The sequence below is a fragment of the Kosakonia sp. genome (genome assembly GCF_032052965.1).
GTDB lineage: Bacteria > Pseudomonadota > Gammaproteobacteria > Enterobacterales > Enterobacteriaceae > Kosakonia.
In genome coordinates this window covers 117,044-138,560 of the sequence record NZ_DAMBVN010000007.1, presented here as the reverse complement: position 1 = coordinate 138,560, position 21,517 = coordinate 117,044, and the positions used below count along the sequence as shown (strand labels likewise).

18 protein-coding genes and 2 pseudogenes are annotated in these 21,517 nt (G+C 54.4%); 17 read left to right on the top strand and 3 right to left on the bottom strand.

Features of this window, described 5'->3' with window-relative positions:
• Positions 1–139: 139 nt before the first annotated feature.
• From RTX30_RS22375 to ugpQ, 7 genes and pseudogenes are all read left to right on the top strand, one after another.
• Positions 140–301 (top strand): annotated as a pseudogene (locus RTX30_RS22375) (hypothetical protein); the annotation flags it as partial.
• Positions 255–393: pseudogene (locus RTX30_RS11215) on the top strand (Hok/Gef family protein). The pseudogenes RTX30_RS22375 and RTX30_RS11215, both read left to right, overlap by 47 nt.
• A 292-nt stretch (positions 394–685) precedes the next feature.
• Entirely contained in the window at positions 686–2,002 is a 1,317-nt protein-coding gene (gene ugpB / locus RTX30_RS11210; protein WP_312689754.1) for a sn-glycerol-3-phosphate ABC transporter substrate-binding protein UgpB, read from the top strand.
• A gap of 100 nt (positions 2,003–2,102) precedes the next feature.
• A complete protein-coding gene (ugpA, locus tag RTX30_RS11205; RefSeq protein ID WP_312689752.1) occupies positions 2,103–2,990 on the top strand; it encodes a sn-glycerol-3-phosphate ABC transporter permease UgpA in 888 nt (295 codons plus the stop codon).
• On the top strand, positions 2,987–3,832 hold the full coding sequence (gene ugpE / locus RTX30_RS11200) for a sn-glycerol-3-phosphate ABC transporter permease UgpE (RefSeq protein WP_312689750.1): 846 nt from the start codon (positions 2,987–2,989) through the stop codon (positions 3,830–3,832). The genes ugpA and ugpE overlap by 4 nt, the downstream gene beginning before the upstream one ends.
• Before the next feature lies 1 nt (position 3,833).
• Entirely contained in the window at positions 3,834–4,907 is a 1,074-nt protein-coding gene (locus RTX30_RS11195) for a sn-glycerol-3-phosphate import ATP-binding protein UgpC (RefSeq protein WP_312689748.1), read from the top strand.
• On the top strand, positions 4,904–5,644 hold the full coding sequence (gene ugpQ, locus RTX30_RS11190) for a glycerophosphodiester phosphodiesterase (protein ID WP_312689746.1): 741 nt from the start codon (positions 4,904–4,906) through the stop codon (positions 5,642–5,644). Before RTX30_RS11195 ends, ugpQ begins: the two co-directional genes overlap by 4 nt.
• On the opposite strand, the gene RTX30_RS11185 is transcribed toward ugpQ, so the two are convergent.
• Entirely contained in the window at positions 5,641–6,138 is a 498-nt protein-coding gene (locus tag RTX30_RS11185) for a DUF2756 family protein (RefSeq protein ID WP_312689744.1), read from the bottom strand. The two genes, ugpQ and RTX30_RS11185, sit on opposite strands and share 4 nt — an antisense overlap.
• Positions 6,139–6,258: 120 nt before the next feature.
• On the opposite strand from RTX30_RS11185, the gene ggt reads away from it, so the two are divergent.
• The gene (gene ggt / locus RTX30_RS11180) at positions 6,259–8,013 is read left to right on the top strand and encodes a gamma-glutamyltransferase (RefSeq protein ID WP_312689742.1); all 1,755 of its coding nucleotides are present in this window, start codon (positions 6,259–6,261) and stop codon (positions 8,011–8,013) included.
• A gap of 35 nt (positions 8,014–8,048) precedes the next feature.
• Here ggt and yhhY read toward each other — a convergent pair whose 3' ends face one another.
• Entirely contained in the window at positions 8,049–8,540 is a 492-nt protein-coding gene (gene yhhY / locus RTX30_RS11175) for an N-acetyltransferase (protein ID WP_312689740.1), read from the bottom strand.
• Positions 8,541–8,850: 310 nt separating this feature from the next.
• Here yhhY and RTX30_RS11170 point away from each other — a divergent pair, with 310 nt between their 5' ends.
• The 5 genes from RTX30_RS11170 (at position 8,851) to gntU (ending at position 13,813) form a co-directional block, all read left to right on the top strand.
• Complete coding sequence (locus tag RTX30_RS11170) at positions 8,851–9,888, top strand: oxidoreductase (protein WP_312689738.1); 1,038 nt, start codon at positions 8,851–8,853, stop codon at positions 9,886–9,888.
• A gap of 123 nt (positions 9,889–10,011) precedes the next feature.
• Complete coding sequence (locus tag RTX30_RS11165; protein ID WP_312689736.1) at positions 10,012–10,707, top strand: pirin family protein; 696 nt, start codon at positions 10,012–10,014, stop codon at positions 10,705–10,707.
• Positions 10,708–10,809: 102 nt separating this feature from the next.
• Positions 10,810–11,805, top strand: coding sequence for a gluconate operon transcriptional repressor GntR (gene gntR / locus RTX30_RS11160; protein ID WP_312689734.1), 996 nt, complete (start codon positions 10,810–10,812; stop codon positions 11,803–11,805).
• Positions 11,806–11,942: 137 nt separating this feature from the next.
• Positions 11,943–12,476, top strand: coding sequence for a gluconokinase (gene gntK, locus RTX30_RS11155; protein ID WP_312689732.1), 534 nt, complete (start codon positions 11,943–11,945; stop codon positions 12,474–12,476).
• Positions 12,473–13,813: a gluconate transporter gene (gntU, locus tag RTX30_RS11150; RefSeq protein ID WP_312689730.1), complete on the top strand. Its 1,341-nt coding sequence runs from the start codon at positions 12,473–12,475 to the stop codon at positions 13,811–13,813. Before gntK ends, gntU begins: the two co-directional genes overlap by 4 nt.
• Before the next feature lie 88 nt (positions 13,814–13,901).
• Here gntU and RTX30_RS11145 read toward each other — a convergent pair whose 3' ends face one another.
• The gene (locus RTX30_RS11145; protein WP_312689728.1) at positions 13,902–14,495 is read right to left on the bottom strand and encodes a YhgN family NAAT transporter; all 594 of its coding nucleotides are present in this window, start codon (positions 14,493–14,495) and stop codon (positions 13,902–13,904) included.
• Positions 14,496–14,668: 173 nt separating this feature from the next.
• On the opposite strand from RTX30_RS11145, the gene asd reads away from it, so the two are divergent.
• The 4 genes from asd (at position 14,669) to glgC (ending at position 21,493) form a co-directional block, all read left to right on the top strand.
• Positions 14,669–15,775: an aspartate-semialdehyde dehydrogenase gene (gene asd / locus RTX30_RS11140; protein ID WP_312689726.1), complete on the top strand. Its 1,107-nt coding sequence runs from the start codon at positions 14,669–14,671 to the stop codon at positions 15,773–15,775.
• Between the two features lie 258 nt (positions 15,776–16,033).
• Positions 16,034–18,220 carry a 1,4-alpha-glucan branching enzyme gene (gene glgB, locus RTX30_RS11135; RefSeq protein ID WP_312689724.1) on the top strand — a complete coding sequence of 729 codons (2,187 nt, stop codon included), beginning with the start codon at positions 16,034–16,036 and terminating at the stop codon, positions 18,218–18,220.
• The gene (gene glgX / locus RTX30_RS11130; RefSeq protein ID WP_312689722.1) at positions 18,217–20,193 is read left to right on the top strand and encodes a glycogen debranching protein GlgX; all 1,977 of its coding nucleotides are present in this window, start codon (positions 18,217–18,219) and stop codon (positions 20,191–20,193) included. Before glgB ends, glgX begins: the two co-directional genes overlap by 4 nt.
• Before the next feature lie 16 nt (positions 20,194–20,209).
• Positions 20,210–21,493, top strand: coding sequence for a glucose-1-phosphate adenylyltransferase (gene glgC / locus RTX30_RS11125; protein ID WP_312689720.1), 1,284 nt, complete (start codon positions 20,210–20,212; stop codon positions 21,491–21,493).
• The last annotated feature ends 24 nt before the right edge of the window (positions 21,494–21,517 follow it).

Sequence of the window (21,517 nt, the reverse complement as noted above, 5' to 3'; positions counted from 1 at the left end):
GCGCTCAGCTCGGTTCTGTGGCCTTCAGCCTGTTTCTGACGCCTCTGTCCATCTCGTGAAAAAACGCGCCTGATAATTCCGGCACGCTTGCATGGCTATGCACTTAGATCTGCTCTCCACAAATTAATGATTACAGATTATGAAATGTCCGCTTTTGGCACTCAGCTGCCATAAGACGATCAAACAACTCAGAGGACATTTCTGTCTCGCGATAAAGGTGCCTTTTCTGCTTTGCGTTGACAGAGCAGCAGGCGATGAAACAACCGCGGACCTTACTCTGGTGTGTCTTTATGGTGTGTTTCACACTGTTAATATTCATCTGGTTGACCCGAAAATCGCTACAGAGATGTCGACCAGGATGTGGCGGCTTTCATGGCTTACGAATCCGGTTAGTAGCAACCTGGGGGCAGGGAGCAATCCCGGCCTTTTCAGGAGAGGGTGTCTGGTATTTCGCTGAGCGTCTTTATAAAGGGCTTCTCTGCAAGTGGGCACGCCCTTTCCCTTGTCTTCCGGCGATTCGCCATTTTTCCTTCACCTTACTATCATCCTACCGACATTTCCCTGACGTCTGATTGTCATTTATTTGTAATTAAACAGTTATTTTTCTGTCATTCGAGCGTGTCATGTTACCTCGCGAGCATAAAACGCGTGATATCGCGCACCCCGAATAACAAGAGAGAGCACAATGACAACGTTACGACATACAGCTTTGGGTCTGGCGCTGGGATTCGTTTTTGCCGGCAATGCTATGGCCGCAACCACCATTCCATTCTGGCATTCCATGGAGGGGGAGTTAGGTAAAGAAGTTGACTCCCTGGCGCAACGTTTCAATGAAACCCACCCGGATTACAAAATCGTACCGGTATACAAAGGCAACTATGAACAGAGCCTGAGTGCCGGTATTGCGGCATTCCGTACCGGTAATGCCCCGGCGATTTTGCAGGTTTATGAAGTGGGTACCGCGACCATGATGGCCTCGAAAGCGATCAAACCGGTGTACCAGGTATTTAAAGACGCGGGCATCAACTTTGATGAAAGCCAGTTCGTTCCTACGGTGGCAGGCTATTACACCGACTCTAAAACCGGCCATTTGCTCTCTCAGCCGTTCAACAGCTCCACGCCAGTGCTGTATTACAACAAAGATGCCTTCAAAAAAGCGGGCCTGAACCCGGATCAGCCGCCAAAAACCTGGCAGGATCTGGCCGAATACACCGCGAAGCTGAAAGCAGCGGGTATGAAATGCGGTTACGCCAGCGGCTGGCAGGGCTGGATCCAGATTGAAAACTTCAGTGCCTGGCATGGTCTGCCAGTGGCAACCAAAAATAACGGTTTTGACGGCACTGACGCCGTGCTGGAATTCAATAAACCGGAGCAGGTCAAACACATTGCGATGCTTGAAGAGCTGAATAAGAAAGGGGATTTCAGCTACTTTGGGCGTAAAGATGAATCAACCGAGAAGTTCTATAATGGCGATTGCGCGATCACGACTGCCTCTTCAGGGTCACTTGCAGATATTCGTCACTATGCGAAATTCAACTACGGCGTGGGCATGATGCCTTACGACGCTACCGTGAAAGGTGCGCCGCAGAACGCCATTATCGGCGGGGCCAGTCTGTGGGTGATGCAGGGTAAAGACGCGGCGACCTACAAAGGGGTTGCCCAGTTCCTGGAATACCTGGCTAAACCGGAAAATGCCGCCGAATGGCACCAAAAAACCGGCTACCTGCCGATTACCACCGCTGCGTATGACCTGACCCGTAAAGAGGGCTTCTACGACAAGAACCCGGGTGCGGACATCGCCACACGTCAGATGTTGAACAAACCGCCGTTGGCATTTACCAAAGGTTTGCGTCTGGGCAACATGCCCCAGATCCGTACTATCGTGGATGAAGAACTGGAAAGCGTATGGACCGGTAAAAAATCCCCGCAACAGGCGCTGGATGCAGCCGTAGAGCGCGGAAACCAGTTGCTGCGCCGTTTCGAGCAGTCCACCAAGTCCTGATGTCACCCTGCCGGATGGCGCTCCGTTTACCCGGCTACGTAAGTCCCCTGGCCGGGTAAGCCGAATCGGCTGCCCGGCATTTTCTTAAAAGAGCCGCTCTATGTCCTCATCCCGTCCGGTGTTTCGTTCGCGCTGGCTGCCTTATCTTCTGGTTGCGCCGCAACTGGCAATCACCCTTATTTTCTTTATCTGGCCTGCGGGCGAAGCGTTGTGGTACTCCGTACAAAGCGTTGATCCGTTCGGTCTTTCCAGCCAGTTTGTTGGGTTGGATAACTTCGTCGCGCTGTTTCACGACAGCTATTATCTCGACGCCTTCTGGACGACGATCCGCTTTAGTGCGCTGGTGACCTTTAGCGGTCTGATTGTCTCGCTGTTTTTCGCCGCGCTGGTGGATAACGTGGTACGCGGTAGCCGGATTTACCAAACGCTTATGCTGTTGCCCTACGCCGTCGCGCCCGCAGTGGCCGCGGTGCTGTGGATCTTCCTCTTTAACCCAGGACGTGGGCTGATCACCCATTTTCTGGAGCAGTTTGGTTACGACTGGAACCACGCGCAGAACAGCGGCCAGGCGATGTTCCTGGTGGTGTTTGCCTCGGTCTGGAAGCAGATCAGCTACAACTTCCTGTTCTTTTTCGCCGCGCTGCAATCGATTCCTCGTTCGCTGGCGGAAGCTGCGGCCATTGATGGCGCAGGGCCAGTGCGACGTTTCTTTAAACTTTCGCTGCCACTGATTGCGCCGGTGAGTTTTTTCCTGCTGGTGGTCAACCTGGTGTACGCCTTCTTTGATACCTTCCCGGTGATCGATGCCGCAACGGCGGGCGGGCCTGTACAGGCGACCACCACCCTGATTTATAAAATCTACCGCGAAGGTTTCGCCGGCCTGGATCTGTCGGCCTCTGCGGCTCAGTCGGTGGTATTGATGGTGCTGGTGGTGATATTGACGGTCGTTCAGTTCCGTTATGTTGAAAGTAAGGTGCGCTACCAATGATTGAGAATCGCCCCGGGCTGACGCTGTTCAGCCATATCATGCTTATTCTCGGGATCGCGGTCGTGCTGTTCCCGCTGTATGTCGCCTTTGTCACCGCTACGCTGGATATTAACGCAGTATATGACACCCCGATGACGCTGATCCCCGGCACCCATCTTTGGGAAAATTTGCGCAATATCTGGGTGAATGGCGTTGGTGTGAACAGCGCGCCTTTCTGGCTGATGCTGACCAACAGCTTCATTATGGCGCTGGTGATCACTGTCGGGAAAATCGCCGTCTCGATCCTCTCTGCCTTTGCCATTGTCTGGTTTCGCTTCCCGCTGCGAAATCTCTTCTTCTGGATGATTTTCAGTACGCTGATGCTGCCGGTGGAAGTGCGTATCTTTCCGACGGTAGAAGTGATCGCCAATCTGAAAATGATCGACAGTTATACCGGTTTAACGCTGCCGCTGATGGCTTCGGCCACGGCGACATTCCTGTTCCGTCAGTTCTTTATGACGCTGCCGGATGAGTTAATCGAAGCGGCGCGTATTGACGGGGCGTCACCGATGCGCTTTTTCCGCGACATTGTGCTGCCGCTATCCAAAACCAACCTCGCGGCGCTGTTTGTCATCACCTTTATCTACGGCTGGAACCAGTATCTGTGGCCGTTGCTGATTATCAGCGACGTCAACCTCGGTACGGCGGTCGCGGGCGTGAAGGGCATGATCGCCAGTGGTGAAGGCACCACGCAATGGAACCAGGTGATGGCGGCGATGTTACTGACCTTGCTCCCCCCGGTGATTATCGTTTTAGCCATGCAACGTGCGTTTGTGCGTGGTTTAGTGGACAGTGAGAAATAAGATGGCAGGATTGAAATTACAAGCGGTGACGAAAAGTTGGGACAGCGGAAAGACACAGGTGATCCAACCGCTGACGCTGGATGTCGCCGACGGCGAATTTATTGTCATGGTTGGGCCCTCAGGCTGTGGTAAGTCCACCCTGCTGCGCATGGTGGCCGGGCTGGAGCGCGTTTCCAGCGGCGACATCTGGATCGACAGCCAGCGCGTAACCGAAATGGAGCCGAAGGATCGCGGTATCGCAATGGTGTTTCAGAATTATGCGCTCTATCCGCATATGAGCGTCGAAGAGAACATGGCGTGGGGACTCAAGATCCGCGGGATGGGCAAAGAGCATATTGCCGGGCGCGTCGCAGAGGCGGCACGCATTCTTGAACTGGAAGGGATGCTAAAGCGCCGCCCGCGTGAACTCTCCGGCGGGCAGCGCCAGCGTGTTGCGATGGGGCGCGCGATAGTTCGCGATCCGGCCGTGTTCCTGTTTGATGAGCCGCTTTCTAACCTCGACGCCAAATTGCGCGTGCAGATGCGTCTGGAGTTGCAACAACTCCATCGTCGCCTGAAAACTACCTCCTTGTACGTGACCCACGATCAGGTCGAAGCCATGACCCTGGCGCAGCGCGTGATGGTGATGAACAAAGGGGTCGCGGAGCAGATTGGCACCCCGGTTGAGGTGTATGAAAAGCCTGCCAGCCGCTTTGTGGCGAGTTTTATCGGCAGCCCAGCCATGAATTTGCTGGACGGTCGCATTAGCAGCGCAGGTACCCATTTTGAACTGGATAGCGGCATGGCGTTGCCCATCAATTGGTACTATCGCGGCTATGCCGGGCGCAAGATGACGCTGGGTATCCGCCCGGAACATATTGCGTTAAGCTCACAGTCCGCAGGTGGTGTCCCGCTGGTGATGGAGACGCTGGAAATGCTCGGCGCAGATAATCTGGCTCATGGCCGCTGGGGCGAGCAGAAGTTGGTGGTGCGTCTGGCGCATCAGGAACGCCCGGCGGCGGGCAGCACGTTATGGCTGCATGTGCCGGAAAATCACCTGCACTTTTTTGATGGTGAAACAGGACAACGCGTATGAGTAACTGGCCCTATCCCCGGATTGTCGCCCACCGTGGCGGCGGCAAACTGGCTCCGGAAAATACCCTTGCCGCAATTGACGTTGGCGCCCGCTTTGGGCACACGATGATCGAGTTTGACGCCAAGCTTTCAAAAGATGGGCAGATCTTTTTGCTGCACGACGACAATCTCGAGCGCACCAGTAACGGTTGGGGCGTGGCGGGGGAACTGGCGTGGAACGACTTGCTCAAAGTCGATGCTGGCGGTTGGTACAGCGGCGAATTTAAAGGTGAACCGTTGCCCCTCCTTTCGCAAGTGGCTGAGCGCTGCCGTGAACACGGTATGATGGCCAATATCGAAATCAAACCGACTACCGGCACGGGGCCACTGACCGGGAAAGTAGTGGCGCTGGCGGCTCGCGAACTCTGGGCCGATCAAACCGCACCGCTGCTGTCGTCGTTTGAAATCGATGCCCTGGAGGCTGCACAGCAGGCGGCTCCTGAGTTACCGCGTGGGTTACTGCTGGATGCATGGCGCGATGACTGGCAGGCGCTAACAACTCGCCTCGGATGTGTCTCTTTACACCTGAATCACCGTCTGTTGGATGAGTCGCGCACACGTATGCTGCATGATGCCGGGCTACGTATTCTGGTCTATACCGTCAACGATCCCCAGCGTGCACAAACGTTGCTGCGCTGGGGTGTTGACTGTATCTGTACCGATAACATTGAAGAAATCGGCCCGCATTTCCAGTTTTAAGGTGTTGTGGACAGCGGTGTGCTCTGCAGCAAACCGCCGCTCTGGTTTTGTGGCAGCATATGTTGCTGTGTGCCGGGGCTCACAGTGCTGTTCGCTCCGCTACTGAGCAGGTTGCCGCTCTGGTTTTGCGGCAACATATGCTGTTGCGTCTTCACCCTGCCGTCATTATTGATCCCCTGGCTGAGCATTCCGCCGTTGGTATTGGGGAGCACTTGCTGGCGGCTGGGATCGAACTCCCCCGGCTGAGCCTGCCTTACGCGTTGCGAGTTGTTGTTGATTTGCGTTTGTAGCTGCTGCTGTTGCTGGCGCGTTTGCGTCTGTAACTGTTGATTCAGCATCCCTTTCTGTTGCTGTTGTTGGTTGAGCATCCGCGTTTCCATGCGTTGCTGGCTGGGGATCACATAACCCGGTTGGTTCGGATTATTGGTGGTGTTCAGCGGCTGCGCAAAAGCGGTAAATGGCAGCAGAGCCGCCACAAACAGGTATTTTTTCATTTTCCTTTCCTCCATTGAGGCTCTCCTTAAGTTTACCTGCTTTCATTCATGAAAATGATTTTTTAGGAGTTGTGAACCAGGCTTAAGCGGGGACTGTAGCCCTTATTCTGGAGAACGACGATGATGAAACCGAAGTTGACGCGTTGGGTGGCGATTGCGGCCCTGACGGCGGCAGGCTGTTTTAGCGTAGGTGCAGCGCCCCCCCCGGCGCAGGCACCTGCACCCGTATCTTACGGTGTAGAAGCGGACGTCTTCCATCCTGTGCGCGCGAAGCAGGGCATGGTGGCCTCAGTAGATGAAGCGGCGACCCGTGTCGGTGTTGATATTCTGAAGCAGGGTGGTAATGCGGTAGATGCCGCCGTTGCGGTGGGTTATGCGCTGGCCGTCACCCATCCGCAAGCGGGGAATCTTGGGGGCGGCGGTTTTATGATGCTGCGCACCAAAGACGGGAAGGTGACTGCTATCGACTTCCGCGAAATGGCACCGGCGGCAGCGTCACGAGATATGTTCCTCGACGATCAAGGCAACCCGGACAGTAAAAAATCGCTGACTTCACATCTGGCCTCCGGCACCCCCGGCACCGTGGCGGGTTTTTCGCTTGCGCTGGAAAAGTACGGCACATTACCGCTAAACAAAGTGGTGCAACCCGCCATCAAGCTGGCTAAGCAGGGCTTTGTCGTCAATGACGCCCTGGCAGATGACCTGAAAACCTACGGTAGCGAAGTGTTGCCGAACCATGAAAACAGCAAAGCAATTTTCTGGAAGGACGGTGAGCCGCTGAAAAAGGGCGATAAACTGGTACAAAGCAACCTGGCTAAAAGTCTGGAATTGATTGCCGAAAAGGGGCCGGATGGTTTCTATAAAGGCGCGATTGCAGAGCAGATCACGCAAGAGATGAGCAAGAACGGCGGGCTTATCACGAAAGAGGACCTGGCAAATTACAAAGCGGTGGAGCGCACGCCCATCAGCGGTGATTATCGTGGTTATCAGGTTTATTCAATGCCGCCACCGTCTTCGGGGGGCATCCATATTGTGCAGATCCTCAACATCCTTGAAAACTTCGACATGGCGAAATATGGCTTTGGCAGTGCCGACGCCATGCAGGTGATGGCAGAGGCGGAAAAATATGCCTATGCCGATCGTTCTGAATATCTCGGCGATCCTGATTTTGTAAAAGTGCCCTGGCAGGCGCTGACCAGCAAAGCTTATGCGAAAGAGATCGCCAGTAAGATCGATATCAACAAAGCACGCCCTTCCAGCCAAATTCGCCCCGGGAAGCTGGAACCCTACGAGAGTAATCAAACCACGCATTTCTCGGTGGTGGATAAAGACGGCAATGCGGTTTCCGTGACTTATACGCTGAATACCACCTTTGGCACCGGTATTGTCGCCGGGAATACGGGCATTTTGCTGAATAACGAAATGGACGATTTCTCCGCCAAACCCGGCGTGCCGAACGTGTACGGGCTGGTGGGCGGCGATGCAAACGCCGTGGGGCCGGGTAAGCGCCCGCTCTCGTCAATGTCGCCCACGATTGTGGTGAAAGACGGCAAAACCTGGCTGGTTACGGGCAGTCCTGGAGGGAGTCGCATTATCACCACTGTGCTGCAAATGATCGTTAACAGCATTGATTTCGGGATGAACGTCGCCGAAGCGACCAGTGCGCCGCGTTTCCATCATCAATGGCTGCCGGATGAATTGCGCGTTGAGAAAGGCTTCAGCCCGGACACGCAAAAATTGCTTGAGCAGCGTGGGCAAAAAGTGGTGGTAAAAGCCGCGATGGGCAGTACGCAGAGCATTATGGTAGAGCCGGATGGTACGCTGTATGGCGCGTCCGATCCGCGTTCGGTGGATGATTTAACGGCCGGGTATTAAACATTACCCTCTCCCCAACGGGGAGAGGGTAAGCATTAGCCTTTCATGCGCGCCATAAAGTAAGAGTCGACATATTCACCGTTGCGAAACGCAAAACGTTTTGCGGTACCTTCAATTTCAAAACCGAACTTGCGGTACAGGGCGAGCGCCGGCGCGTTATCGACAAAGACCGTCAGCTCAATACGTTCAATGCGCAACCAGTTATCACATAAGTTGATCATTTCACGCATCAGCGCACTGGCGACGCCACGATTATGGAACGCTGCAGACACCGCCATGCCAAACACGGCCACATGGCTACGACGCTGATTCTGTTCCACCGTCAGGGTCAGATTTCCCACCACCTGCCCATCAATACAGGCAACCAGCTGGCGGCGACCCGTCTGCGGTTTAAGGCGATCTTCCCACAGTTCGGCCGGAGGATGAGGGAGTTGTAGCAGGTTATGATACACCTCAGGGTGCGCATAAAACTGGCGTAAGGCGTCTGCATCGCGCGCTTCAGCATGGCGTATCACTATCTCACTCATCCTGCTTCTCCTTGTTGGTCGGTATGACCTCCACCTTCCTGGCTTTGTTACACAGCGTCAACTGCCATTTTTTGCAAAAAGGAGTAGACAAGTGCGAATGATAATGATTATTATTGCCATGCGTTCAGGGAAACCGTTGCGGTAATCCTGAAAGCACGACATTGCTCACATTGCTTCCAGTATTTTCTTAGCCAGCCGGGTGCTGGCTTTTTTTTGCCCTGAATCTGGCGGTCTTTTAGGAAGTGGTTCAGGGACAATCTCCGCCAGGTTGCGCTATGGTAGAGGCAGTCACCTTAACAAGGACTGGATCATGACCTTACATTGCGCATTTATCGGCTTTGGCAAAAGCACGACCCGTTATCACCTACCTTATGTTTTAAACCGGAAAGCGAGCTGGAATGTGGCGCATATTTTCCGTCGCCATCCCAAGCCAGAAGAGCAGAACCCGCACTACCAGCACATCCATTTCACCAGCGACCTTGATGATATTTTTAATGATCCTCAGGTTAAACTGGTGATCGTTTGCACGCACGCTGACAGCCACGTTGAGTATGCGAAGCGCGCGCTGGAAGCGGGTAAAAATGTGCTGGTCGAAAAACCGTTTACCCCGACAATGACAGAAGCCATCACCCTTTTTGAGCTGGCGAAGCGTAAAAAACTGACGGTTACGCCATATCAGAATCGCCGCTTCGACGCCTGTTTCCTGACCACCAAAAAAGCCATCGAAAGCGGTAAGCTGGGCGATATCGTCGAAATCGAAAGCCATTTTGATTACTACCGCCCAGTGGCTGAAACGAAGCCAGGCCTGCCGCAGGATGGCTCGTTTTACGGTCTGGGTGTGCACACGATGGATCAAATCATTTCGCTGTTTGGTCGCCCGGATCACGCCGCATATGACATTCGTAGCCTGCGTAATAAAGCCAACCCGGATGATACCTTCGAGGCGCAACTGTTTTATGGTGACCTGAAAGCCATCGTCAAAACCAGCCATTTGGTGAAGCTCGACTATCCGAAATTCATTGTGCATGGTACGAAAGGGTCGTTCATTAAATACGGTATCGATCAGCAGGAAACCAGCCTGAAGGCCAATATCATGCCGTGGGATGACGGGTTTGCGGTGGACGAGAGTATCGGCATTCTTGAATATGTGAATGCGGCTGGTGAGTCGGTGCGTGAGGAGATTGCTCCTGAAACCGGCGACTATGGGCGCGTCTATGATGCGCTGTACGATACGCTGGTGAACGGTGCGCCAAATTACGTCAAGGAATCTGAAGTTCTCACTAATCTTGAGCTGTTAGAACGCGCTTTTGAGCAGGCCTCTCCTGCCACGGTAACCCTCGCTAAATAGCCTGAAATGACTCCTCTGTACTTGTTCATTTTTTTTGAACAGAGGAGTCAATTTTCACCCTCTATGATCGTTGAACGATTGCGTCCACACTTACCCCATCGACAACATACGGGGGTAAAAAAAATGATCTTCTTACGCAAAGCAAACGACCGTGGTCATGCAAATCATGGCTGGCTGGATTCCTGGCACACCTTCTCTTTCGCAAATTATTATGACCCGAATTTTATGGGCTTCTCGGCACTCCGCGTCATCAACGACGACGTGATCGACCCAGGCCAGGGCTTTGGTACACATCCGCACAAAGACATGGAAATCCTGACTTATGTGCTGGAAGGCGCCGTTGAGCACCAGGACAGCATGGGCAATAAAGAGCAGGTTCCGGCGGGCGAATTCCAGATTATGAGTGCGGGCACCGGGGTGCGTCACTCAGAATACAACCCGAGCGATACCGAGCGTCTGCGTCTGTACCAGATCTGGATCATTCCGGAAACGAACGGCATCACGCCGCGTTATGAGCAGCGTCGTTTTGACGCGGCGCAGGGCAAACAGTTGGTGCTGTCGCCGCAAGCGCGCGACGGTTCGTTGAAAGTGCATCAGGACATGGAGCTTTATCGCTGGGCACTGTTGAAAGATGAGCAGTCTGTGCACCAAATCGCGGCTGACCGCCGTGTGTGGATCCAGGTCGTAAAAGGTGACGTCACCATTAACGGTACCAAAGCTACCACCAGCGATGGTCTGGCCATTTGGGATGAGCAGGCGATTTCGGTTCACGCTGATAGCGACAGTGAAATCCTGTTGTTCGACCTGCCGCCGGTATGATGTGGCTTAAATAAATCACGTAACCTTCCGGTTTAGGCCGGAAGGTTACGCGTTGTCCGTGATAAACTGAGAAAATCTCTCTCAGAAAATAATGTCAGGACGATGAAAAAGAAAAGACCCGTACTTCAGGATGTGGCCGATCGCGTGGGCGTGACCAAAATGACGGTCAGCCGTTTTTTACGTAACCCGGAACAAGTTTCCGTGGCATTACGTGGCAAAATCGCGGCTGCGCTTGATGAACTGGGTTATATTCCCAATCGCGCTCCCGATATCCTTTCTAACGCGACCAGCCGCGCTATAGGCGTGTTACTTCCTTCTCTGACCAACCAGGTTTTTGCCGAAGTGTTACGCGGTGTTGAAAGCGTAACGGACGCGCACGGGTATCAAACGATGCTGGCGCACTTCGGTTACAAAGCGGAACTGGAAGAGGAGCGTCTGGAATCTATGCTCTCCTGGAACATTGACGGTCTGATCCTCACCGAACGTACGCACACGGCGCGCACGCTGAAAATGATTGAAGTGGCGGGCATTCCGGTAGTGGAACTGATGGACAGTCGTTCGCCTTGCCTGGATATTGCCGTCGGTTTTGACAACTTCGAAGCGGCGCGGCAGATGACGGCAGCTATCATTGAACGCGGTCACCGGGGCGTCGCTTATCTTGGCGCACGTCTGGATGAGCGTACTATCATCAAACAGAAGGGTTATGAGCAGGCGATGCTGGATGCCGGGTTAACGCCGTACAGTGTGATGGTAGAACAATCTTCTTCCTACACCGCCGGCATTGAACTGATGCGTCAGGCACGGCGCGAGTACCCGCAACTGGACGGGATTTTCTGCACTAACGATGACCTGGCGGTCGGCGCGGCGTTTGAGTGCCAGCGGCTGGGGCTACGTATCCCTGAAGATATGGCAATCGCCGGGTTCCACGGTCACGACATTGGCCAGGTAATGGAGCCGCGTCTGGCAAGCGTGCTCACGCCGCGTGAACGTATGGGGCGTATTGGCGCCGAGCGTCTGCTGGCGCGCATTCGTGGTGAGGCAGTTACGCCGAAAATGTTAGATTTAGGTTTCACTTTGTCACCAGGTGGATCTATTTAGTCTGACAAATTTGAAGTAGCTCACACTTATTCATCTCTGGCACGAATGGATATTGCTTCTCCATTACCCCGGCAGGACAATGTTACCGATAACAGTTACCCGTAACAATTCACTCTTGCACCTGTGGGGGCCTCCCTTTGAGCACGACTAATCTTGATCACCATGTTTATGTCCTGATGGGCGTTTCCGGCAGTGGTAAATCGGCTGTTGCCAGCGAAGTTGCGCATCAGCTGCATGCCGCGTTTCTCGACGGCGACTTTTTGCACCCGCGAAGCAACATCACCAAAATGGCATCCGGCGAGCCGCTGAATGACGATGATCGCAAACCGTGGCTGCAGGCACTTAACGATGCAGCTTTCGCCATGCAACGCACTAATAAAGTGTCGCTGATTGTCTGTTCGGCACTGAAAAAACACTATCGCGATCTGCTGCGTGACGGTAATCCAAACCTCTCCTTTATCTACCTGAAAGGGGATTTCGAGGTGATCGAAAGCCGCCTGAAAGCGCGTAAAGGCCACTTCTTTAAAACCCAGATGCTGGTCACCCAGTTCGACACGCTGGAAGAGCCGGGCGCAGATGAGCGCGATGTGCTGATTGTTAATATCGACCAGCCGCTGGACGGTGTAGTGGCCAGCACAATTGACGTCATTAATAAAGGCAGTGCGCAGTGAGTACATTAACGCTTGTTTTAACAGCAGTCGGCTCTGTGTTGCTGCTGCTGTTTTTAGTGATGAAAGCCCGTATGCACGCTTTTGTCGCTTTGATGGTGGTTTCTATTGGTGCAGGGCTGTTCTCGGGTATGCCGCTGATTAAGATCGCGCAGACCATGGAAAAAGGCATGGGCGGTACGCTGGGCTTCCTGGCGATTGTGGTCGCACTTGGCGCTATGTTCGGCAAAATTCTGCATGAAACCGGCGCAGTGGATCAAATTGCCGTCAAAATGCTTAAATCTTTCGGCCACAGTCGCGCGCATTATGCGATTGGTCTGGCGGGTTTGATTTGTGCGTTGCCGCTATTTTTTGAAGTGGCGATTGTGCTGCTCATTAGCGTGGCGTTTTCCATGGCGCGCCACACCGGTACAAACCTGGTGAAACTGGTGATTCCGTTGTTTGCAGGTGTCGCAGCGGCTGCCGCGTTCCTGCTGCCAGGGCCTGCGCCGATGCTACTGGCATCGCAGATGCATGCCGACTTTGGCTGGATGATCCTGATTGGTCTTTGCGCGGCCATTCCTGGCATGCTGATTGCCGGTCCGCTGTGGGGCAATTTTATTAGCCGCTATGTGGAATTGCACATTCCGGAGGAGGTCAGCGAACCCCATCTGGGTGAAGGCAAAATGCCATCGTTCACCTTTAGTCTGGCGCTGATCCTGCTGCCGCTGGTGTTGGTGGGGATGAAAACCATCGCCGCACGCTTTGTCACAGAAGGCAGTAACCTCTACGACTGGCTGGAATTCATCGGTCATCCCTTCACTGCAATTCTCGTTGCCTGCCTGGTGGCGATTTATGGCCTGGCGATGCGCCAGGGGATGGCGAAAGATCGGGTAATGGAAATTTGCGGGCACGCACTGCAACCGGCAGGGATTATTCTGCTGGTGATTGGCGCAGGCGGCGTGTTCAAACAGGTGCTGGTTGACTCCGGCGTTGGCCCGGCGCTCGGCGAAGCACTAACAGGGATGGGTTTGCCTATCGCCATCACCTGTTTTGTGCTGGCTGCGGCGGTGCGCATTATTCAGGGCTCTGCCACCGTTGCCTGCCTGACTGCAGTGGGGCTGGTGATGCCGGTCATCGAACAACTGCACTTCAACGGCGCGCAAATGGCAGCACTCTCTATCTGTATCGCGGGTGGGTCAATTGTGGTGAGCCATGTCAACGATGCCGGTTTCTGGCTATATGGCCGCTTTACCGGAGCGACCGAAGCGCAAACCCTGAAGACATGGACGATGATGGAAACCATCCTGGGGACCGTCGGCGCGATTATTGGCATGATTGCGTTTACGCTGCTGAGCTAAATCGGCCTGGCCCGGTGACGTTATGCTTGCCGGGCCTGTCTGTCCCGCAGGCCGGAAAAGGCGAAGCCGCCATCCGGCCTTTTTCATGTTATCCCTTCATCCATACCCGAATGCCATCAAGGAACATCTGGGTGGCGAGCATCACCAGAATTAACCCCATCAGACGTTCCAGCGCATTTACACCTTTCTCGCCAAGCAGACGCAGAAACAGCGAAGATTGCAGCAGAATCGCCACGGTACCGCCCCAGGCAATCAGCAATGCGATCACCAGGTGGCCCATCCGGTTAGGGTACTGATGCGATAACAACATCAATGTCGCCAGCAGCGTCGGTCCAGCGACCAGGGGGATGGCCAGCGGCACAATAAAGGGTTCTTCGCCTGCGGGCAGGCCGCTGCTGCTGCCAGACTCGCTGGGAAAAATCATCTTAATGGCGATCAGAAACAGAATAATCCCGCCAGAAATTGAAACCGTCTCGGCACGTAAGTTAAGCAGGGCGAGGATCTTTTCGCCGGCAAACAGGAAGATAAACATCACCAGCAGCGCGATAAGCAATTCGCGGATCATGATCGCCCGGCGGCGTTTTGGCTCAGTGTGTTTCAACACCGACATAAAGATGGGAAGGTTGCCCAGCGGATCCATTATCAGGATCAACAGCACGGTGGCGGAGATGATATCAGTCATTCATTCTTATCCCTGATGCAGGCGGCTGGATGGCATAATTAGCCGCGTTTCTGATGCATTCGCTATCATTGATTAATTTCACTTGCGACTTTGGCTGCATTTTGTAATGTGGGCAATGGTCCAGTCGGAAACTGGTTCGCATACACAGCACACATCTCTGCAGGAACTTCGCTATGAAAAATGTTGGTTTTATCGGCTGGCGCGGTATGGTCGGCTCCGTACTCATGCAACGCATGAGCGATGAGCGCGACTTTGACGCCATTCGCCCTGTCTTCTTCTCAACTTCACAGTTTGGGCAGGCTGCTCCCGCGTTTGGCGGCCAGCCAGCAGGCACGCTCCAGGATGCCTATGATCTGGAAGCGCTGAAGGCACTCGACATTATTGTCACCTGCCAGGGCGGCGATTATACCAACGAAATCTATCCAAAGCTCCGTGAAAGCGGCTGGCAAGGTTACTGGATCGATGCTGCCTCTTCTTTACGCATGAAAGATGACGCCATTATTATTCTCGACCCGGTTAACCAGCACGTCATTAACGAAGGGCTGAACAATGGCATTAAAACGTTTGTTGGCGGTAACTGCACCGTCAGCCTGATGCTGATGTCTCTTGGCGGCCTGTTCGCCAATGATCTGGTGGAGTGGGTTTCCGTGGCGACTTATCAGGCGGCTTCTGGCGGCGGTGCGCGTCATATGCGCGAACTGCTGACGCAGATGGGCCAGTTGCACCACCGTGTTGCTGGTGAGCTTGCGGATCCGGCTTCTGCCATTCTGGATATTGAGCGTAAAGTGACGGCGCTGACTCGCAGCGGCGAACTGCCGGTCGATAACTTCGGTGTGCCGCTGGCGGGAAGCCTGATCCCATGGATCGATAAACAACTCGACAACGGTCAGAGTCGCGAAGAGTGGAAAGGCCAGGCCGAAACCAACAAAATTCTGAATACCTCAAGCATTATTCCTGTTGATGGTTTGTGCGTGCGTATTGGCGCGCTGCGTTGCCACAGCCAGGCATTCACCATCAAACTGAAAAAAGACGTTTCTATTCCGACCGTGGAAGAGCTGCTTGCTGCGCACAACCCGTGGGCGAAAGTGGTGCCAAACGATCGTGAAGTAAGTATGCGCGAGCTGACTCCGGCTGCCGTAACCGGCACGCTGACAACGCCGGTTGGTCGTCTGCGTAAACTCAATATGGGGCCGGAGTTCCTTTCTGCCTTTACCGTGGGTGATCAGTTGTTGTGGGGCGCGGCGGAGCCGCTGCGCCGGGTGCTGCGCCAGCTGGCGTAAGAACACTCAGAGCAAAAAGGGCGCTTCGGCGCCCTTTTTTTATGCTTTTTTCCCGCCAGACAGCGCGATTGTGTTTATTTTTTTAACAGACTGAAAGCGTTGGCTATGCTTTATGTTGGGTGTCTTAACATTTTGCCTGAAAAGGGACCGCGCAGAGCAAATTCCTATGGAGTGCTGCGCCGTCCGGGTCAAAAAAAGTATCGCAACCGAACGTAACAACGGTGGAAGGTGCGATACCACTACAACAGGATGAGAATAATGTCCGTTCATGTTGATAAAGACGTGATTGACGCGCTAATTGCCGGTCATTTTGCCGATCCCTTCTCCGTACTGGGAATGCATTCGACCGACGCGGGTCTTGAAGTTCGCGCCCTGTTGCCAGATGCCACAGAGGTGTGGGTCATCGAGCCAAAAACCGGGCGCAAAGTTGGCAAGCTCGAATGTCAGGACTCCCGGGGCTTTTTCAGCGGCGTACTGGAACGTCGCAAAAACCCTTTCTATTACCAGTTCGCCGTGGTCTGGCATGGCCAGGAGAACCTGATTGATGATCCTTATCGCTTCGGCCCGCTGTTGCAGGAAATGGACATCTGGCTGCTGAGCGAGGGGACACATACCCGGCCTTATGAAACACTGGGCGCGCATGCAGACACCGTAGATGGCGTCGTGGGTACGCGTTTCTCTGTCTGGGCGCCGAACGCCCGGCGCGTCTCGGTTGTCGGGCAATTTAACTATTGGGATGGTCGCCGCCACCCGATGCGTCTGCGACGCGAGAGCGGGATCTGGGAGTTATTTATTCCCGGCGCGCTCAATGGGCAATTGTATAAGTTCGAGATGATCGACGCGGAGGGTAATCTGCGTATCAAAGCCGATCCCTATGCGTTTGAAGCCCAGATGCGTCCGGACACGGCCTCGTTAATTTGCGGCCTGCCGGGCAAAAAAACGCAGAGTGAAGAGCGGCAAAAGGCGAATCAATTTGATGCGCCGATCTCCATCTATGAAGTTCACCTCGGCTCCTGGCGTCGCCATACGGATAACAACTACTGGCTGAGCTACCGCGAACTGGCGGATCAACTGGTGCCTTATGCCAAATGGATGGGCTTTACCCATCTGGAGTTGCTCCCGGTCAATGAACACCCCTTCGACGGAAGCTGGGGCTACCAGCCTACCGGGATCTATGCGCCCACCCGGCGGTTTGGCACACGTGATGATTTCCTGCATTTCATTCATACCGCGCATGCCGCTGGCTTAAGCGTCATTCTCGACTGGGTGCCGGGCCACTTTCCATCCGATGATTTTGGTCTGGCGGAATTCGATGGCACCAAACTCTACGAGCACAATGACCCGCGCGAGGGGTATCACCAGGACTGGAATACCCTGATCTATAACTATGGTCGCCGGGAAGTGAGCAACTTTTTGGTGGGCAACGCGCTGTACTGGATTGAACGTTTTGGCATTGATGCGCTGCGTGTCGATGCAGTAGCGTCAATGATTTACCGCGATTACAGCCGTAAAGAGGGAGAGTGGATCCCTAACGAATTTGGCGGGCGTGAAAACCTCGAGGCCATTGAGTTCTTGCGTAATACCAACCGTATTATCGGCGAGCAGGCGCCGGGTGCGGTCAGCATGGCGGAAGAGTCGACTGATTTTGCCGGTGTGTCGCGTCCTGCGTCGATGGGCGGGCTGGGTTTCTGGTTCAAATGGAACCTGGGCTGGATGCACGACACGCTGGACTATATGAAGCTCGATCCGGTGTACCGCAAGTATCACCACGACAAGCTCACCTTCGGCATGATCTACAACTACACCGAAAACTTTATTCTGCCGCTCTCGCACGATGAAGTGGTGCACGGCAAGAAATCGATTCTTGACCGGATGCCGGGAGATGCCTGGCAAAAATTTGCCAACCTGCGTGCTTACTACGCCTGGATGTGGGCTTTCCCGGGTAAAAAGCTGATGTTTATGGGCAGCGAATTCGCCCAGGGACGCGAATGGAACCACGACAGCAGCCTTGACTGGCATTTGCTGGAGGGCGGTGATAACTGGCACCACGGGGTGCAGCGGCTGGTGCGCGATATGAACCACCTCTACCGTCATCATAAAGCGCTACACGAGCTGGATTTTGATCCCTATGGCTTTGAGTGGCTGGTGGTAGACGATCACGAAGCGTCGGTTTTTGTCTTTGCGCGCCGCGATAAACAGGGCAATGAAATTATCGTCGCCAGTAACTTTACGCCTGTTCCGCGGCCCGGTTACCGCGTGGGCATTAATCAGCCGGGACGCTGGCGCGAAGAGCTGAACAGTGACTCCATGCATTACCACGGCAGTAACACCGGTAACGGCGGCGTAGTACACAGTGAGGCCATTGCTAATCGTGGCCATGAGCACTCGCTTCTTCTGACGTTGCCACCGCTGGGTACCATCTGGCTGGTGCGGGAGGGGGAATGACGCAACTGACGGCCGGTCATGCCATCCCCCACGGTGCACATGTGCTGGAGGAGGGGGTGAACTTCACCCTCTTTTCCGCCCATGCGGAGCGGGTGGAGTTGTGCATTTTCGATGATGAAGGCAACGAACAACGCCTCTCTTTGCCCGGGCGTACCGGCGATGTCTGGCACGGGTTTTTACCGGGTGCGCGGGCAGGGCTGCGTTATGGCTACCGGGTCCACGGCCCGTGGGATCCGGCAAAGGGGCACCGCTATAATCCGGCCAAACTGTTGCTTGATCCGTGCGCGTTGCGGGTAGAAGGCGATACGCCCGACAACCCCCTGTTTCATAGCGGCTATGACAGCCCCGATCCGCATGATAACGCCGCCATTGCGCCGCGCAGCGTGGTCGTCGATGCCTCGTTCGACTGGCAACACGATGTCTCTCCGCGTATTCCCTGGGGTAACACCGTTATCTATGAAGCCCATGTGAAAGGGCTTACCTGGCTGCATCCGGACATCCCGCCTGCAATCCGCGGAACTTATAAAGCGCTCGGGCACCCGGTGATGATCGACTGGTTTAAACAACTGGGGATCACCGCGCTGGAACTGTTGCCGATCGCCCATTTCGCCAGCGAACCGCGCTTACAGCGATTGGGGCTTAGCAATTACTGGGGCTATAACCCGCTGGCGTTGTTTGCGTTGGATCCGCGCTACGCCAGCGTTCCCGAACAGGCCATCACGGAGTTTCGCGAGGCAGTGAGAGCACTCCATCAGGCCGGGATCGAAGTGATCCTCGATATTGTGCTTAACCACAGCGCCGAGACGGATCTGGACGGACCGACCTTCTCGCTGCGCGGAATTGATAACCGTAGCTATTATTGGATCAGAGAGGATGGTGATTACCACAACTGGACAGGCTGTGGTAACACCCTGAATTTGAGCCATCCCGGTGTGGTGGAGTATGCCCTCGCATGTCTGCGTTATTGGGTCGACACATTCCACGTCGATGGTTTTCGTTTCGACCTCGCATCGGTGATGGGCCGCACGCCAGCGTTTAGCCAGCAGGCCCCGCTGTTTACGGCGATTAAAAACGATCCGTTATTGCGCGATCTGAAATTAATCGCGGAGCCGTGGGATATCGGTCCCGGCGGTTATCAGGTGGGAAATTACCCCGCACCGTTTGCGGAGTGGAACGATCATTTCCGCGATGCAGTGCGTCGTTTCTGGCTGGAACAATCGCTGCCGCTGGGGGAATTTGCCGGGCGCTTCGCTGCCTCAAGCGATGTTTTCAAACGCGGAGGCCGGCTGCCGTCGGCATCGGTAAACCTCATCACCGCGCATGACGGTTTTACGCTGCGGGACTGCGTTTGCTTTAACCATAAGCATAACGAAGCGAATGGTGAAGATAACCGCGACGGAACCAACAGCAACCATAGCAATAATCATGGTGTTGAGGGGTTAAATGCCCCGCTGGATGTGACCGAAAGACGGCGCGCCAGCCTACACGCCCTGTTAACAACGTTGCTGTTGTCGCAGGGGACGCCAATGCTGCTGGCCGGAGATGAACAGGGCCACAGCCAGCACGGCAATAACAACGCCTATTGTCAGGACAATGCCCTGACATGGCTGGACTGGACTAAAGCGGATAGCGGCCTTGTTGCCTTTACCTCTGCGCTTATCCATCTGCGCCAGCAAATTCCGGCCTTAACCTGCGATACATGGTGGGAAGAGGGCGACGGTCATGTCGCCTGGCTGAACAATCAGGGAGAGCCGCTCACGGCAAAAGAGTGGCAACAGGGGATCCTGCGTTTGCAAGTGCTGCTGTCGGGCAATGTATTGATTGTGATTAATGCAACGCCAGAAGTAGCGGAAATCGTATTGCCCGAAGGGGAGTGGCGCGCCATTCCTCCCTTTGCAGGAGATGACAACCCGGTCGTAATGGCTGTCTGGCATGGGCCTGCACACGGAACGTGTGTATTCAAGCGGTCATAAGAAAATGGAGTCAGTCATGGTGAGATTAGAAAAGAACGACCCTACAATGTTGGCTCGTCAGCTGCCATTAAAGTCTGTCGCCCTGATTCTGGCTGGAGGGCGCGGTACGCGCCTGAAAGATTTAACCACCAAACGAGCTAAACCTGCGGTGCATTTCGGCGGGAAATTCCGCATCATCGACTTTGCCCTCTCCAACTGTATTAACTCCGGTATTCGCCGTATTGGCGTCATCACGCAATATCAGTCGCACACGCTTGTGCAGCACATTCAGCGTGGCTGGTCATTTTTCAACGAAGAGATGAACGAGTTCGTTGATTTACTGCCCGCCCAGCAACGTGTGCATGGCGAACAATGGTATCGCGGCACGGCAGATGCTGTGACGCAGAACCTCGATATCATTCGCCGTTACGGTGCTGAATACATCGTGATCCTCGCCGGTGACCATATCTATAAACAGGATTATTCGCGCATGCTGATTGACCATGTTGAGAAAGCAGCGCGTTGTACGGTGGCCTGTTTACCCGTGCCGGTACATGAGGCTACTGCGTTTGGCGTCATGGCCGTCGACGAGCAAGACAAAGTGATCGACTTTGTGGAAAAGCCGGCAAATCCTCCCAGCATGCCTGGTGATGACAGCAAAGCGCTGGCCAGCATGGGCATCTATATTTTCGATGCGGAGTATCTGTACGCCCTGCTCGAAGCCGATGATAAAAACCCCAACTCCAGCCACGACTTTGGTAAAGACATTCTGCCGCAGGTCGTCGAAGCAGGCATGGCGTATGCACATCCTTTCCCGCTCTCCTGTGTGCAGTCGGATCCCGAGTCTGAACCCTACTGGCGCGACGTGGGGACGCTTGAAGCGTACTGGAAAGCCAATCTCGATCTGGCCTCGGTGGTGCCGGAGCTGGACATGTACGATCAAAGCTGGCCGATCCGTACCTATAATGAATCTCTGCCACCGGCAAAATTCGTCCAGGATCGATCGGGCAGCCACGGTATGACGTTGAATTCACTGGTTGCGGGTGGCTGCGTGATCTCCGGATCGGTGGTGGTTCAGTCGGTATTGTTCAATCGGGTACGGGTGAACTCGTTCTGCAATATCGATTCGTCGGTCCTGTTACCGGACGTCTGGGTGGGACGATCCTGCCGTCTGCGTCGTTGCATTATCGACAGAGCGTGTGAAATCCCTGAAGGGACGGTGATTGGCGAAAACGCGGAAGAAGATGCCCGTCGCTTTTATCGTTCCGAGGAAGGCATTGTGCTGGTCACGCGTGAAATGTTACGCAAGTTGAAAGTCTGAGTGCATTGATTCAAACCTTGCGCG

What these genes read in the sequence shown, in the direction of transcription:
- ugpB (WP_312689754.1), top strand. Translation starts at nt 686, where the DNA reads ATGACAACGTTACGACATACAGCTTTGGGTCTGGCGCTGGGATTCGTT.
- ugpA (WP_312689752.1), top strand. Translation starts at nt 2,103, where the DNA reads ATGTCCTCATCCCGTCCGGTGTTTCGTTCGCGCTGGCTGCCTTATCTT.
- ugpE (WP_312689750.1), top strand. Translation starts at nt 2,987, where the DNA reads ATGATTGAGAATCGCCCCGGGCTGACGCTGTTCAGCCATATCATGCTT.
- RTX30_RS11195 (WP_312689748.1), top strand. Translation starts at nt 3,834, where the DNA reads ATGGCAGGATTGAAATTACAAGCGGTGACGAAAAGTTGGGACAGCGGA.
- ugpQ (WP_312689746.1), top strand. Translation starts at nt 4,904, where the DNA reads ATGAGTAACTGGCCCTATCCCCGGATTGTCGCCCACCGTGGCGGCGGC.
- RTX30_RS11185 (WP_312689744.1), bottom strand. Translation starts at nt 6,138, where the DNA reads ATGAAAAAATACCTGTTTGTGGCGGCTCTGCTGCCATTTACCGCTTTT.
- ggt (WP_312689742.1), top strand. Translation starts at nt 6,259, where the DNA reads ATGATGAAACCGAAGTTGACGCGTTGGGTGGCGATTGCGGCCCTGACG.
- yhhY (WP_312689740.1), bottom strand. Translation starts at nt 8,540, where the DNA reads ATGAGTGAGATAGTGATACGCCATGCTGAAGCGCGCGATGCAGACGCC.
- RTX30_RS11170 (WP_312689738.1), top strand. Translation starts at nt 8,851, where the DNA reads ATGACCTTACATTGCGCATTTATCGGCTTTGGCAAAAGCACGACCCGT.
- RTX30_RS11165 (WP_312689736.1), top strand. Translation starts at nt 10,012, where the DNA reads ATGATCTTCTTACGCAAAGCAAACGACCGTGGTCATGCAAATCATGGC.
- gntR (WP_312689734.1), top strand. Translation starts at nt 10,810, where the DNA reads ATGAAAAAGAAAAGACCCGTACTTCAGGATGTGGCCGATCGCGTGGGC.
- RTX30_RS11145 (WP_312689728.1), bottom strand. Translation starts at nt 14,495, where the DNA reads ATGACTGATATCATCTCCGCCACCGTGCTGTTGATCCTGATAATGGAT.
- asd (WP_312689726.1), top strand. Translation starts at nt 14,669, where the DNA reads ATGAAAAATGTTGGTTTTATCGGCTGGCGCGGTATGGTCGGCTCCGTA.
- glgB (WP_312689724.1), top strand. Translation starts at nt 16,034, where the DNA reads ATGTCCGTTCATGTTGATAAAGACGTGATTGACGCGCTAATTGCCGGT.
- glgX (WP_312689722.1), top strand. Translation starts at nt 18,217, where the DNA reads ATGACGCAACTGACGGCCGGTCATGCCATCCCCCACGGTGCACATGTG.
- glgC (WP_312689720.1), top strand. Translation starts at nt 20,210, where the DNA reads ATGGTGAGATTAGAAAAGAACGACCCTACAATGTTGGCTCGTCAGCTG.